17 protein-coding genes are annotated in these 12694 nt (G+C 59.1%); 5 read left to right on the top strand and 12 right to left on the bottom strand.

Features of this window, described 5'->3' with window-relative positions; genetic code table 11:
* Positions 1 to 77 precede the first annotated feature (77 nt).
* The 5 genes from HMPREF0307_RS08020 to HMPREF0307_RS08000 form a co-directional block, all read right to left on the bottom strand.
* Positions 78 to 383, bottom strand: a complete 306-nt coding sequence (locus HMPREF0307_RS08020) for a winged helix-turn-helix domain-containing protein (RefSeq protein ID WP_066491060.1) — start codon at positions 381 to 383, stop codon at positions 78 to 80.
* Positions 374 to 820, bottom strand: a complete 447-nt coding sequence (locus HMPREF0307_RS08015) for a hypothetical protein (RefSeq protein WP_066491057.1) — start codon at positions 818 to 820, stop codon at positions 374 to 376. Before HMPREF0307_RS08015 ends, HMPREF0307_RS08020 begins: the two co-directional genes overlap by 10 nt.
* 115 nt (positions 821 to 935) lie before the next feature.
* On the bottom strand, positions 936 to 1880 hold the full coding sequence (locus HMPREF0307_RS08010) for a hypothetical protein (RefSeq protein ID WP_066491053.1): 945 nt from the start codon (positions 1878 to 1880) through the stop codon (positions 936 to 938).
* A gap of 2 nt (positions 1881 to 1882) precedes the next feature.
* Complete coding sequence (locus HMPREF0307_RS08005; protein ID WP_141629304.1) at positions 1883 to 2290, bottom strand: hypothetical protein; 408 nt, start codon at positions 2288 to 2290, stop codon at positions 1883 to 1885.
* Between the two features lie 98 nt (positions 2291 to 2388).
* On the bottom strand, positions 2389 to 3969 hold the full coding sequence (locus HMPREF0307_RS08000) for an ABC-F family ATP-binding cassette domain-containing protein (protein WP_066491036.1): 1581 nt from the start codon (positions 3967 to 3969) through the stop codon (positions 2389 to 2391).
* Positions 3970 to 4132: 163 nt separating this feature from the next.
* Between HMPREF0307_RS08000 and HMPREF0307_RS07995 the strand changes: the two genes are divergently transcribed.
* Positions 4133 to 4885 carry a hypothetical protein gene (locus tag HMPREF0307_RS07995; protein ID WP_066491031.1) on the top strand — a complete coding sequence of 251 codons (753 nt, stop codon included), beginning with the start codon at positions 4133 to 4135 and terminating at the stop codon, positions 4883 to 4885.
* Between the two features lie 100 nt (positions 4886 to 4985).
* Here HMPREF0307_RS07995 and HMPREF0307_RS07990 read toward each other — a convergent pair whose 3' ends face one another.
* The 5 genes from HMPREF0307_RS07990 to HMPREF0307_RS07975 all read right to left on the bottom strand — a co-directional run bounded on the left by HMPREF0307_RS07990 (position 4986) and on the right by HMPREF0307_RS07975 (position 9932).
* Positions 4986 to 5780 (bottom strand): HAD hydrolase family protein, encoded by a 795-nt coding sequence (locus tag HMPREF0307_RS07990; protein WP_070594229.1) that lies wholly within the window; start codon positions 5778 to 5780, stop codon positions 4986 to 4988.
* Positions 5781 to 5799: 19 nt separating this feature from the next.
* Positions 5800 to 7824 carry an NAD-dependent DNA ligase LigA gene (gene ligA, locus HMPREF0307_RS07985; RefSeq protein ID WP_066491024.1) on the bottom strand — a complete coding sequence of 675 codons (2025 nt, stop codon included), beginning with the start codon at positions 7822 to 7824 and terminating at the stop codon, positions 5800 to 5802.
* 65 nt (positions 7825 to 7889) lie between these two features.
* Complete coding sequence (locus tag HMPREF0307_RS12970; RefSeq protein ID WP_141759213.1) at positions 7890 to 8261, bottom strand: hypothetical protein; 372 nt, start codon at positions 8259 to 8261, stop codon at positions 7890 to 7892.
* Between the two features lie 226 nt (positions 8262 to 8487).
* Positions 8488 to 9237, bottom strand: a complete 750-nt coding sequence (locus HMPREF0307_RS07980; RefSeq protein ID WP_066491022.1) for a hypothetical protein — start codon at positions 9235 to 9237, stop codon at positions 8488 to 8490.
* The gene (locus HMPREF0307_RS07975) at positions 9234 to 9932 is read right to left on the bottom strand and encodes a helix-turn-helix domain-containing protein (RefSeq protein ID WP_082723281.1); all 699 of its coding nucleotides are present in this window, start codon (positions 9930 to 9932) and stop codon (positions 9234 to 9236) included. The genes HMPREF0307_RS07980 and HMPREF0307_RS07975 overlap by 4 nt, the downstream gene beginning before the upstream one ends.
* 150 nt (positions 9933 to 10082) lie before the next feature.
* Here HMPREF0307_RS07975 and HMPREF0307_RS13550 point away from each other — a divergent pair, with 150 nt between their 5' ends.
* The 3 genes from HMPREF0307_RS13550 to HMPREF0307_RS07965 are packed head-to-tail and all read left to right on the top strand — an operon-like array spanning position 10083 to position 11215.
* Positions 10083 to 10631 (top strand): putative glycolipid-binding domain-containing protein, encoded by a 549-nt coding sequence (locus HMPREF0307_RS13550; protein ID WP_196131145.1) that lies wholly within the window; start codon positions 10083 to 10085, stop codon positions 10629 to 10631.
* Between the two features lie 60 nt (positions 10632 to 10691).
* Entirely contained in the window at positions 10692 to 10946 is a 255-nt protein-coding gene (locus HMPREF0307_RS07970) for a type II toxin-antitoxin system Phd/YefM family antitoxin (RefSeq protein WP_066491016.1), read from the top strand.
* 5 nt (positions 10947 to 10951) lie between these two features.
* A complete protein-coding gene (locus HMPREF0307_RS07965; protein WP_066491014.1) occupies positions 10952 to 11215 on the top strand; it encodes a Txe/YoeB family addiction module toxin in 264 nt (87 codons plus the stop codon).
* Between the two features lie 12 nt (positions 11216 to 11227).
* On the opposite strand, the gene HMPREF0307_RS07960 is transcribed toward HMPREF0307_RS07965, so the two are convergent.
* Complete coding sequence (locus HMPREF0307_RS07960; protein ID WP_066491012.1) at positions 11228 to 11410, bottom strand: hypothetical protein; 183 nt, start codon at positions 11408 to 11410, stop codon at positions 11228 to 11230.
* Complete coding sequence (locus HMPREF0307_RS07955; RefSeq protein WP_309473687.1) at positions 11411 to 11647, bottom strand: alcohol dehydrogenase catalytic domain-containing protein; 237 nt, start codon at positions 11645 to 11647, stop codon at positions 11411 to 11413. It lies immediately after the preceding gene.
* Positions 11648 to 11881: 234 nt separating this feature from the next.
* On the opposite strand from HMPREF0307_RS07955, the gene HMPREF0307_RS07950 reads away from it, so the two are divergent.
* Entirely contained in the window at positions 11882 to 12550 is a 669-nt protein-coding gene (locus HMPREF0307_RS07950; RefSeq protein ID WP_066491007.1) for a 3'-5' exonuclease, read from the top strand.
* Positions 12551 to 12694 lie beyond the last annotated feature (144 nt).

Raw genomic sequence — 12694 nt, 5'->3', positions numbered from 1 at the left:
TGAAACAATTGGACTCCTGGATGTTGTGGCAACGCCCTGCATGACTGGCTTTCCCGTATCCCAGATAACCCCGTTGTTTAAGTAAGCCCCGCCACGAGGCGGTCCAGTGCTTCCAGGTACTGTGCGAAGGCCCGGCGACCCGAACGAGTGAGTCGAAGACGTGTCACGGGTGTGCGCCCCTCGAAATCTTTTGAAATCTTTAACAAGCCGGCCTCCTCAAGGAGCGTCGCATGCTTCGTGAGCAACGAATAGCTCACCCCCAACTCGTCTTTGAGGGTCTGATAATCCACCGAATCCACGCTATTGAGCGCCGCCATGACACTGAGCCGCACCGGCGAGTGAATGGGGGTGCCAAGGGCCTGGCGTGCCTCGCTTAGCTCCACAGTTCCCCCTTGCGCAGCAGGTAGACACCGCACCACCCCGCAGGCGCAGCGCAGAGCACCGCGACAAGCGTGGTCACCGCCCAGTGCGTGTCGTGCGGGTCTACCCACCGCGGCCACACCAGATCAAAGAACAGGAAGGAGACCACGATAAATCCGAAGGCAGCAACAAGCTTGGTCATAAATCCTCGAGGATGAGCCTTCCTCGCCTGTTGCAACAGCACAATTACGAGGCACAGAACGAAGAGGTACAGCGCGACCACGACGGCACGGATGAGCCCACCCCATTCCCAATTGGCCGCCTGAAAGTTCACCGCAAGGAGCACAGCGGAGCTTGCCGCCAACACGAGCAAGAGAATGCCTTCACGCTTATTGACGTGCGCGAGCGGCGTAGCGGCTTTCGCCGCCGAGCTAAAACGTCCGCCTTCCCGAGTGTCCATGATCTGCCCCTTTCCTTATCGAACCATACCTTCACTTTCCATAGTAGCAAGCGCTTAACGATTCGTGAAGCTCTTGACAAATCGTTACTGCCAGGAGAAAAGAGCACATGCAACGTCACTCGTCGGCGTCACGCCGCGCACTGTCACCGTGCGGCCCCTCGCCCCGCACGGCCTCGAGAGTCTCGGCACCATCTTCACGATCCGCGTCAAGCTCCGACCACTGCGCCTTCTTCTGCTCCGACTTCCGGTGCTTGCGTACCGCCGTGATGGCGAAGATGATGCCCAAGACAATCGGCACCCAAATCTTCGTGTACTCGAGCAGGAAGTCGAGCCACGCGGGTATATCAAACTCCGGGAACTCCCAGTCCGGTACGGGGATAGTCGGCAGATCGATGTGCGGGAAATGCGGCACGGGCAGTGTGACGGCCGGCGGCGAGGGCAGTTGCCAGTCCGGAAAATCAACATCGGGGATAAAGCTCAGCAGCCACCCGATAAATCGTTTGACGATCGGCCCGAGTACAAGAACTGCGAGCGCCCAGCCGCCTTTGCCCAAACCGGTCGCAATGGGAAACGCCACGCGCTTGAAGGTCGACGACTCCATTGCCGCGCGACGCTTGGCCCCGCGCGAGCCCGCGGGCGGCTCGAACTCCACGACCTCTGTCCCGTTGCGGTAATCGACGTCGAGGAGCTCGCCGAACATGTTGGTCTGCACGCGAAGATGCGGTTTCGTGCGCGCGGTGCCGGACGTGGTCATTGAGGAAAGCTTCTTTCCGCTGTGGCGGCGCAGCGGTATCCGGCCGTTCGATGCGGAATCAAACCTTCCCCACACGTCCCCGTCGACCTTCACACGTAGACGCACCGGTGGGCTGGACGCCCACGCCTTGAGGCGCTCGCGCAGATCGGCATCGAGAGGCGGATCCGTATAGGGAGTCGGATTCCCGTCGTCGCCAGTCGGGACGGCCTGCGGCCACGACGGATCGAGCTCCTTGAATTCCGCGTCATAACCACGCTCGACCTCGATAAGGCCTACATCGGGGTGATTAAGGCTCCACGTCTCCATGACTACCTCGTTCCCCTGCCACCAAGCTTGCCCAAACCCCACGCGACGACCATGAAGATCGGAATGTAGATCCACGCTCCGTCGTTAAAGTACATCCGCGACGCCACCCACGTCGCGACACCAACAAGAATGGGCAGCGTCCACGAAGGACGGAATCCGCGCGCGTCAACGAACGACAACACCGCCGTGAGCACAAGATAAGCAGCAACGACCGTCCATCCAGCGGCGTTAGCAGGGACCAGCACGCTGATTATCCACGGCGCGAAAACTAGTGCGGCTACCAGCACAACTGGAATCACCCAGTGCCAGCCGGTGCGCTTTTCTTCAGATTCCTCTTCCTCCGCATCCTCGGTGGGGACGGGATGCGCAACCGATTCCTGTTCGATGTCGAAGACTTCGTCGTTGTTCACGTCAGACACGCTAACAAGCATTTCGACTAAATGACACCGTTATGCAATTACGTTTCAGTCTCGATTTCCTGCTTCCAACCGCCTCAACGCGAATGAAGTTAAAGGTCAACCCACCCTTCGAGTCCAATGTCTTCACAGAATTTCTCGTCATGGCTCACCACAATGAGTGCACCTTCAAAGCCTGCGAGCGTCTCCACCAACCACTGCACCGTGCTCAGATCCAGGTTGTTCGTGGGCTCGTCGAGGAGCAACAGCCGTGGCGCCGGTTGGGCCAACAATGTCCGCGCGACTTCTACGCGGAATCGCTCACCGCCCGACAGTTCGCCGCACTTCTTGGAAACATCGTCATTGACGAAGAGTAACTGTGCAAGGTGGTCCCGTAGCCACTGGGGATCGGCTTCCGGATTTGCCGCTCGCACCACGTCCCACACGGTGTTCTCAGCAGGCAGAGTGATGAGTTGGCGAACGAAGCCGATGTCGGAAAGTGCGTAGGCCACCTGGAAATTGGACCGCGCAGCTGCATCCGCATCACCCGCTATGGTTCGGAGGAGCGTCGTCTTTCCGGAACCATTTGCCCCGCCCAGCCGAAGTCGTTCGGGCCCGGTAACGATGAGCGAGCGTTCTCCCCCACGCGGAGTCAGCTCCACCACCTTCGTTCCCTGTGGCAATCGCGATTCCGGCAAGTGAAGAAACACTGAAGCGTCATCGCGAATGCGCAATTGTGCCTCGGCCTCCTCGCGCCGCGCGTCCTCCACCGACGCGGCGTGCGACGAGTGACGGCGCGCTGCCGATCGTTCCGAGCGTTGTTTATCAAGCCCCATCGCCATGCCAGGTTTACGCTTCGACGCAGCAAACTTCTTTCCGCGACGAGCATCACGCGCGAGTCGAGTTTCCATCTCTTGGCGTTTGCGCACAGCCTGCTTTCGTTGCGACCGCGCCTCCGTCCAGGCCTGTACCGCCTTGTCCTGTTCACGGGCAATCACCGATTCATACGCCGAATAATTCCCGGGGAAACTACGCACGCGGCCGGCAAAGAATTCAATAATTTCGTCCGCCATGTTCAACAGCTCGCGATCATGGCTCACCACCACAACGGGTACCGTCGATCTGGCCAGAAACTCATACACAGCCTCACGGCCTGCGCGGTCGAGATTATTGGTCGGTTCATCCAGCACATACAGCTCCGGCGTGCGCAGCTGCAATCCAGCAAGCGCGACCTTGACGGCTTCGCCGCCCGAAAGAGACTGAGCAGCACGCGACAGATTCTTAGGCTCGGAAATTCCAGCATCGGACAGTACCGTCTCTGCGTGCTCACGAATATCCCAGTGCCCCTCGACCAGCTCGAAATCGTGCTCATCAACGCCACCGCTTTCGATGCGCTCCAGAGCTTCCACGATGTCCCGAATACCCAAGAGGTCAAGAACCGAGTGCCCTTCCACTGATGCATGTTGCGGCAAATATCCACGGCGTTCGGGCACGCGGAACGAACCGGAGCTCGGCATAAGCTCGCCTGCGAGTATCTTGAGGAAACTGCTTTTCCCAGAGCCGTTATCGCCGACAATCGCTGTCACGCGGCGATTGATATCCACGGAGACCTCTGCGAAGCACTGGGTTCCGTCTGGCCAGGTAAGAGAAAGATGATCCGTAGAGACGACGGAATGAAAGAAGTTGGCAGCCATGAGTGAGCCTTTCAGCAGTTGGTGTACAAGCTGAAGGCCGTGCCTCGGCGCTTCAGCGAATTACTTGACAAGCACTTCGCTGTTCACTGGTCTTCCTTTGTTCGATAATTCGGACACCTAAGACTGTATCAGCTCGGGCCACCGGCATGTTAGCTTCGGCATCATGGATACAGTCCTGATCACCACCTTGTTTGTCGCACCGCCCGCCCGGCTCACGGAAGCCTATGAGCTCTATCGCACTCGAGCGAACGCTGCCGATGCCGCCGTCCTCGCCCAGTCCACACACCCGCGCCCAGTCACCGATGACCCTTACACGCTGTGGGAGCTGCGCTCCGAGGCCGCCTTCTACCGTCTCACACAGCCGCAAAAGATGGAGCTCTTCGAGTTGCGCAGCCTAGTGCGCTACAACAGCGACGACGATAAAATTTTCGATCGCGTGCACGAGAAGTTCTTCTTCGAGGACCACGACGAACCCACGGTGTTCCCTGGCCAAGTCTCTCAGAGCCCCAGTGTGAAACTCCCGGAATCCGCACCAGAGCGGATGCCGGGTCAGCTCAATTACCTACGGATTTCGTTCCTCAGCCAAGAGACGAACGCCACAACCGTCTCTCAGACCTTCCAAAAGTTCATTGAGAAAGTGGCCGCCTTCGCCTATCTCGAGGACACCGAGGGCTGCATCAGCTCCGAAAACCCTAAAATCGCCGGGCCATTGTGGGTCCGCAATTCGACGCACACTGCGGCAGGCGTCGGCGACGGCGCGTTCCCCTTAGCAAAACACCTGTGGGTCGGCTACGCCCTGTGTGAGGCCTCGGCCGACGAGGCCGCGGCGCTCCTGCCCGACCGCACGGATCCGGACTGCACGATCCTTGGCCAGGTGGAGCAGCTCGACACGCTAACGACGAATCTCGCCGAGTAAGCCTCATCGCGACGGAAGAAGCACCACCCCGGTGATATGCGCATGTCGCGCGAGGATCACTCCGGGGCTTTCGTCGCAAGCATCGCAATAAACGGAGGACTCAGTCGCCTCCGGACGCTGAGAGCCCCGCTCTGGCGAGTCGCAGACCAGCAGGTACGTCGGCAACCACGTGATGAGCGCGAGCCTGTACGTCGGGGTGTGCATGCGGGAAGGTGAAGGAGGCATCGGCAAGCTCATGCATGGGCAGGTCATTAAAGCTATCGCCGAAGGTGAAGAGCTCAACCTCGGCGCGGGGCAGGCCGAGATGTTCGAGGAGCCAGGTCAGGCCCGTGCCATTGGTATGGCCGGGCGGCATCATGTCGAAGAAGCCGGTGTTAAGCGAGGTCGAGACGTCGTAGCGCTCGTTGATCCACGGGATAATCTGATTCTGTAGCGGCTGATTGTCCGGCATGTAGGCCGAGAGCAGCACGACCTTTTCGTCTTCGAGCTCCGCACGAGAGACGACGCGCGGGCACTGGATGAAGGCGTTGGAGGATTCCGGAATGCCTTGCGTGACGATGCCGTCCGCGCCGTCGAGCGTCGTGCAATACAGGTTGAGCCCCGGTGTGCCTTCGAGGTGCGCGGCGACCTCATTGACGATCTCTGCGTCCAAGTGGTGCTCGTAGAGGACCTGGTAGTCCGCGTCCGTGATGACGGTGCCGTTGTAGAGGACGTGGTAGTCCATGTCGACGCCGAAGGGCTCGAGCGCGCGGCGGACCGAGTCGATGGACTTGCCCGTCGCGGAGACCGCAAGATTGCCCGCGGCGCGCCAGTCCTTGATGGCCTGGACCGTTTCAGGCGCGATCGCGTGATCGATGTAGACGGTGCCGTCCATATCGAATGCCGCAATCTTCATGGACAACACTGTAGTGAGTTTAGGCCTCGCCCGTGTCCAATAGTTTCTGAAAGCCGGCTTCGTCGAGGATCGTGAGCCCTAAGTCGCGGGCCTTCTGCTCCTTGGAGCCAGCGTTTTCGCCAACCACAACGTAGTTAGTCTTCTTCGACACCGAGCCCGAGGCCTTACCACCGCGGGTGAGAATAGCTTCCTTGGCGCTGTCGCGCGTGAAGTTCTCCAGGGTTCCGGTAACGACGATGGTGAGCCCCTCGAGGGTTTGCTCCTTCTTGTCGGTCTCGGCGACCTCCATGGACACGCCGGCGTTCGTCCACTTTTCCACGATCTCGCGGTGCCAGTCGACGTCGAACCAGCTCTTGAAGCTCTCTGCGATAATGCCGCCCACGCCGTCGGTCTCCGCGAGGTCCTCCACCGGCGCCGCGCGCAGAGCCTCCATCGAGCCATAGCGCGTGGCCAGCGCACGCGCGGCGATAGGACCAACATGGCGGATGGACAGGGAGACGAGGACGCGCCAGAAATCTGCGTTCCGGGCGGTCTTCAGGTTCTCTAGCAGCTTCTTGCCCGGCGCGTTAAGCTTGCCGGCCTTGGTCGTATAAGCGCTGGTTCCCAGCAGCTTGTCCTCGTCGAGGTCGAAGAGATCGCCTTCGTCGTGGAGCACACCGGATTCGATGAGGTCGCGAGCTGCTTCCTCACCGAGCGCCTCGATATCAAGTCCCTTGCGGGAAGCCAAGTATTCCAGACGCGCGGAAAGCTGCGCCGGGCAGCTGCGGGTATTCGGGCAGCGCCAGTCTGCGTCGCCATCTTTCTGTGGGGCGAGCTTCGTGCCGCAGGACGGGCAGTTAGCCGGGAAATGCCACTCTTCCTCGGTGCCGTCGCGCTTCTCGGCGACAGGTCCGAGAACCTCCGGAATAATCTCGCCGGCCTTGCGGATGATGATGGTATCCCCGATGAGCACGCCCTTGCGCTTGACCTCGGACTGGTTGTGCAGCGTGGCGCGCGAGACCGTCGACCCGGAGACGAACACCGGCTCCATCACGGCGTACGGGGTCACGCGACCGGTGCGCCCCACGCCGACCTCGATGCCGAGCAGCTTCGTGGTCACTTCCTCCGGCGGGTACTTGTACGCAATCGCCCAGCGCGGCGCGCGCGACGTCGCACCCAGCGCGCGCTGCGAAGCCAAGTCGTCCACTTTGACCACGAGGCCGTCCATCTCAAAGATGGCGTCGTGGCGATGGTCCGCCCAATACTTCACGCGGTCTTGGACATCCTTGGCGGAGGTCACCTGCTCCGTGTATGGGGAGACCGGCAGGCCCCAGGCCTCCATCGCCTTGTAGGCGTCGTGCTGACTCGTGGGCGCGAAGCCTTCGCGCGCGCCGATGCCGTGGCAGACCATGTGGAGACGACGCTTCTTCACGTCTTCAGGATCCTTCATGCGCAGGCCGCCCGCCGCCGCGTTGCGCGGGTTGGCAAACGCCGGCTTGCCGTCGGAGAGGCGCTCCTCGTTAATCGCGCCGAACTCTTCCGGGCGCATGTAGACCTCGCCGCGGATTTCCACAAGCGCCGGAACCGGATACTCCTCGGTGCCTGTGAGCTCGTGCGGGATATCCTCGATAACGCGGGCGTTGTTCGTGATGTCCTCGCCCACGCGGCCGTCGCCACGGGTGGCGGCAGTCGTGAGCTTTCCGTCGCGGTAGACTAGGTCGATAGACAGACCATCGATCTTCAACTCGGTGAGGTACGTCTTCGCCGGGGTGCGGTCCAGCCAGTCCTGCATCTCGGACTCGCTAAAGACGTTATCCAGGCTCATGAGCCGCTCGAGGTGCTCGATATCCGCTGCACCCTCCGGTGCCGCGCCCACTTCCTGGGTCGGCGAATCCGGCACGGCCAGCTCGGGATGTTCGGCCTCCAGCTCCTGGAGACGACGGAACAGCGCATCGAAGTCCGCGTCCGGAATGATGGGCTGGTCGTTGTAGTAGAGCTCGCGGTGGCGGCGCACCTCTTGGGCGAGCTCGGACCATTCGCGTTGGATATCAACTGGGTTAGTCACGAGGGACAGTCTAGTGAAGTGGCGGACATGACTTCGAACTACATCGGCCTCCCGTGGCATCTTTTTTACACCGCGGGACGCTCCCACAAACTTTCCGAATCTGTAGCCGTAGCAATAAGCTTTCGAAGCTCTGCAACAGAAATAGTTGCGTCATCATCGACAGCGTAGGCAACTGCTGTTTCGAAAATTACTCTGAGTACTAGGCCAGTGGTTTCACCGCGTTGTGCAGCAATGTCACGAACCTTGTTAGAAACGCTCGTTGGCAATCTGACCGTAAAGGCGCTCATAGGCTCCGCAGCATTATGGCCTGCTTTATCGTGTGCACCGTTCTCAGGCTCGCTATCAGCCGACATTTCAATTTCCGCAGAAAAATCATTTCGCGACCGTCGCTCGCTTCGAGCTAGTACCACCATGGCGTATCTGCCAACATTGGTCATCCCGAAACAAGCATGATTTCATTCCGGCCATCGAGATATTTCTTGGGGTGCGAGCCCAAAACTTCTTCTACTTCCCTCGGAACGATATTGTGCCGAGCGATATGTGCCTCGATGTCTTCGTTCCATGTCAGCTCATGCCACATCCGCCGGGGTTCCGCCGATCAAAATACGTATCGTACGCGCCAACTAGGCAGTGTTCGAGAGCCGCTTGATTCAACTGTTCGGACTAACCAATCCTTCGCACAATGGTCGCGACTGCTTCTGCCGGAGCATCACACCAGACCCGCACGTCGTTGATCGATACGGCATGTTCCTTTTGCCACGGCCATCTCGGTGCTGAAACAAGCACAGGAGACGCCAGCTCGATATGGATGTTCGTCCCATCGCCATTCCCTAGAATCAATGTATCTACGTCGACAGCGTGCCGCTCATGTGAATAGCCACGCGACTGCACGATGCTCGCGACTGCACTTGGGGCGATACGTGCGATATCTCGCCCCGCATGCCGCAGTACGAGGTCTCCATCAACGAAATGTGGATAGACGAAAGCTGCCCCAAACACGCCCCACAGCAAGACGAGCGAATAGAGGGAAACTACGAGGATGACTGCGCGCAGCCAGACCCACGGCACCAGGAGCTCGATTGCAATGCATTCAATCCCCGTTGCACCTGTAACCGCAGCCGGAATTACCCACCACCCGCGATACGAATCAAGGGCCACTCCCGAGTAGCGTCGTTGTCGCAGAAGCAGCAAGACACCGGTCGTCAGCACCTGAAGCTCCGATTTCACTGCCCGAACTGGCACCAAATCCTTGTCACGATTGGCAAAGAGAAAGAGGCCTGCAAGAAAAAGTTCGAGAGCAATAAATCCCGCGACTATCTCGGATCCTTGTCCGAGCCCAGCGACAACGATGAATAGTTCTACCGCAAGAACAGTGCCGAAGAGTACTGATATAAGGACTGCACGGGCTTTCATCGCCGTATCAACTCCAGAGCCACCACCTGTCCATTATGTGCTGCGATGTCGTTCGGTTGGAGGTCTAAATACCCCGGGGTTAACGTCTCAATAATCCCGTTCATGACGCCGTCGGAATAGGCTGCAAACCACTGTTCCGCGAGCGCATCGCACTTCGGGCCAGGCTCGGTTTCCCCCAGTTGTACCCACAGCTGGTGGTGCTGCCTCACTGCGGAAACACACTCTGCCGAGTAAACGTTGGCTTGGAGCACTCGCCACGTCTGGTCGGTGGCGACCCCCGAATAGGACATGAGATTCCACGCATCGATCTCCTGTGCAATGTCCTGTTCCGACAATCCACCGGCTGCAAGCACCTTCTCCACTTCAGCCATAAGCTCACGAGGTGCCGGCATCGGTGGATTGTCCCTGAGTCGAAGGAGCCGGACACGTTGCTCACCTAGCTCAACAATTTTGCGATCAATTTCGGCAAGTGCGGCATCATACAACTCGTCTTCGGAATCAACGACCACGGATTTGAGCGGAATTCCTGCCACGACCAGTTGTCGAACTTTCACTAGAGCCGCGAGGTCCGCAAGAGAGTAGTCCCGGTACCCATTCGCTTTCCGCTCAGGTTCCGGAACCACACCCTGTTGGTGATAGTGACGAATGGTGCGAACACTACAGCCTAGCGCTCGGGCGACTTCAGAGATACTCATAAGGCTTTTATAAACTATGACGTCGCGTCAAGGTCAAGGCACGAACGGCTACGGTTTAAAGGTTCACGTATTTTTGCCACATGGTTTCCTACACGTGGCGCAGCCGTATCGACAGCCAACAGGTTGACAACTACGACATCGAGTTTCTCGGTGGTGCTCCGCGCCCAAGGCCTACAACTCACAGACAAATACGTTGCGCGTTGGCAGCTCACGGCACCGTCTAATTGGACAACCTCGCACTTCAGCTTCAGCGCCACGGTGCAGGGTAAGGATAATTGGTCGTCCTCCATCGCGGCTTCAGGCAATCAGCCCACGGGACTCCCTGCGTCAGGACTCGACGCTGGAGTAGATCTCTCCAGCGCATTAGACATCGATTTGGGACGTTGCCCAATGACGAACAGGATGCCCATTCGGTGGCTCGGCCGGCTTGAGGACGACGTTGTCCGCACGCCATTCATCATGGCGTGGATTGATATGCCTCTCTGCGCGTCATCGCAAGCGACCACTACTCTCCCTCAGCAACCAAGAGTTCCGTGCGCTACGAGTCAGGAACACGGGACGTCAACGTCCTCCTCAAAGTCGACGTCAACGGAGATGCCTTCGACTATCCCGCTCTCGCACGGTGAGTCTCGACCGCGCATCACTCCCGGACCCCTCATCGTTAGTGCCGAGTCTAACGAACTTGACAGCAGCAGTTGACGCACAAAAAGAGCAAACGTACAATTTTTTGTACAATCCCAGACGTTAAGGAGATTTACGATGCGCACCATGACTTACTCCGATTCTCGAGCTCATTATGCCGAGGTACTCGATTCCGTCGTGGATGACCGAGAAGAGGTCATCATTACTCGAAACGGCAAAGAATCAGCCGTTATTGTTTCGCTCGATGATTACAACTCACTTCGGGAAACCGCCTATCTTATGCGCTCTCCTGCCAATGCCCGCCGCCTCTTCGATGCAATTGAGCGCCTAGAAAACGGCAGCGGAACCGAGCACGCTCTCGTCGAGGACTAGCCTCCATGAAGCTCGTCTGGGACGACAACGCGTGGGAGGACTACGTATGGTGGCAAACCCAAGATCGCAAGGTCCTCAAGCGCATTAATGCCCTCATCAAGGACATTGAGCGCAACGGAAACGAGGGCATCGGAAAGCCGGAACCGCTCAAACATGATTTTGTAGGCTACTGGTCACGGCGTATCACCGATGAACATCGCCTGGTCTTTAAAGTCACCGACGATGCCGTGCTTATCGCCATGTGCCGTTATCACTACGGGCAATGCTAGCGCGGACGACCATTAGAAATTCAGCAACGCCTTCGTCGCGCGCCGTTCGTCCATGGCAGCGTAAGCCGTAGCGGGATCGGCAAGCGGCAATTCGAGGCCGAAGACCACGCCGGGGTCGATGGTGCCATCCTTGATGAGCTCGATCAGGTGCGGAATGCGCGCGTACTCGGCCCGGGTGCCGACGCCGCCAACCATCTACACGTGCGTGCAGAACGACTGATAGCCCGCCCGGCAGATCTCGCACGTGTTGTCCGAGGCGACGAAGGGCCCAACCACGAGAGCGCCGGCCTTGACGTTCTTGACCTCAGCCCCAACTTCTTCAACGACGCCGACGTATTCGTGTCCCATAACGCGATCCTGAATCTCGCCACCGAGGCCACTGTAGGCCCACAAGCCGGAACTGCACACGCGCGTCAGCTCCATCTTGATGATGGCGTCCGTCGGAGCTTCGAGCGTTGGATACTAGCGTTCGACGACGCGGACGAATCCGGCTTCGTGCATGACTACTGCGCGCAAAATGACTTTCTTCTCTATGAGATCGTGGGAGTGTCCCCAGAGGATCCGCGAGACGATACGCTGGCACTCTCACCTCGCGATCGCAGTCTCATGTCCGGCAGTTTTGACGTTCCTGTCTTCATGTCGAGGCGGGGCGCTAAGGTGTAAACCATGAACTTCGACGCCAGCCGCATGCTCTCTTTCGACCTCGAGACCACCTCCGTTAATCCCAAGGAAGCCCGCATCGTCACCTCCGCGCTCGTGCGCATTGATGGACGCGACGTCGACGCGCGCGAGATGCTCGCCGACCCGGGCGTGCCGATCCCTGAGGAAGCCGCCGCAGTCCACGGCATTACAACCGAAAAGGCCCAGGCCGAGGGCCGCCCGCACGATGAAGTCCTCGCCGAAACCGTTTCTGCAATCAAGCAGGCCTGGGCTGATGGACTCACGCTCATCGTCTACAACGCGCAATATGATCTCTCGGTGCTGCGCGCCCTCACCGGCGACTTCACGGTCGACGGCCCGGTCTTCGACCCCTTCGTTATCGACCGCGTCATGGACAAGTTCCGCAAGGGCAAGCGCACTTTGACGGATGTTTCCGCCCATTACGGCGTGGAGATCGGCAATGCGCACGAAGCCACTGCCGATGCCCTCGCTGCCGCCCGCGTTGCTTGGAAGCAGGTCCGCAAGTTCCCGGAGTTGACCGAGATGGACATGGACGAGCTCATGGAATTCCAAGCCGTTAAGTGGCACGAGGACCGCCTGAGCTTTAAGAAGTATCTCGAGGGCAAGGGCCGCGACGCCTCGGACGTTTCCACCGCGTGGCCGATGATTAGCTAAACTTCTCGAATTTCTCGACAGCCCGATTACCAGCAGATTCAGCGCCAAATCAGCCGATTTAACGTTCACGTTCGAGAAAACCTCCCTCCCCAAACGCCGCACGGCTCACCGCCGTGCGGCGTTCCTTTTGTCACGAGCGCGTCC

Origin of the sequence: Corynebacterium sp. DNF00584, assembly GCF_001552965.1 — a bacterium.
GTDB classification, from domain to species: domain Bacteria; phylum Actinomycetota; class Actinomycetes; order Mycobacteriales; family Mycobacteriaceae; genus Corynebacterium; species Corynebacterium phoceense.
The sequence above is the reverse complement of the archived record's forward strand: the minus strand, read 5'-3'. Positions and strand labels throughout refer to the sequence as shown.

Bases quoted from the DNA above. Each gene is read 5' to 3' on its own strand.
- HMPREF0307_RS07970 (WP_066491016.1), top strand. From the start codon at position 10,692: ATGCGCACCATGACTTACTCCGATTCTCGAGCTCATTATGCCGAGGTA.
- HMPREF0307_RS07965 (WP_066491014.1), top strand. From the start codon at position 10,952: ATGAAGCTCGTCTGGGACGACAACGCGTGGGAGGACTACGTATGGTGG.
- HMPREF0307_RS08000 (WP_066491036.1), bottom strand. From the start codon at position 3,969: ATGGCTGCCAACTTCTTTCATTCCGTCGTCTCTACGGATCATCTTTCT.
- HMPREF0307_RS07995 (WP_066491031.1), top strand. From the start codon at position 4,133: ATGGATACAGTCCTGATCACCACCTTGTTTGTCGCACCGCCCGCCCGG.
- HMPREF0307_RS08015 (WP_066491057.1), bottom strand. From the start codon at position 820: ATGGACACTCGGGAAGGCGGACGTTTTAGCTCGGCGGCGAAAGCCGCT.
- HMPREF0307_RS07980 (WP_066491022.1), bottom strand. From the start codon at position 9,237: ATGAAAGCCCGTGCAGTCCTTATATCAGTACTCTTCGGCACTGTTCTT.
- HMPREF0307_RS07960 (WP_066491012.1), bottom strand. From the start codon at position 11,410: ATGGTTGGCGGCGTCGGCACCCGGGCCGAGTACGCGCGCATTCCGCAC.
- HMPREF0307_RS07950 (WP_066491007.1), top strand. From the start codon at position 11,882: ATGAACTTCGACGCCAGCCGCATGCTCTCTTTCGACCTCGAGACCACC.
- HMPREF0307_RS07975 (WP_082723281.1), bottom strand. From the start codon at position 9,932: ATGAGTATCTCTGAAGTCGCCCGAGCGCTAGGCTGTAGTGTTCGCACC.
- HMPREF0307_RS08010 (WP_066491053.1), bottom strand. From the start codon at position 1,880: ATGGAGACGTGGAGCCTTAATCACCCCGATGTAGGCCTTATCGAGGTC.
- HMPREF0307_RS12970 (WP_141759213.1), bottom strand. From the start codon at position 8,261: ATGACCAATGTTGGCAGATACGCCATGGTGGTACTAGCTCGAAGCGAG.
- HMPREF0307_RS07990 (WP_070594229.1), bottom strand. From the start codon at position 5,780: ATGAAGATTGCGGCATTCGATATGGACGGCACCGTCTACATCGATCAC.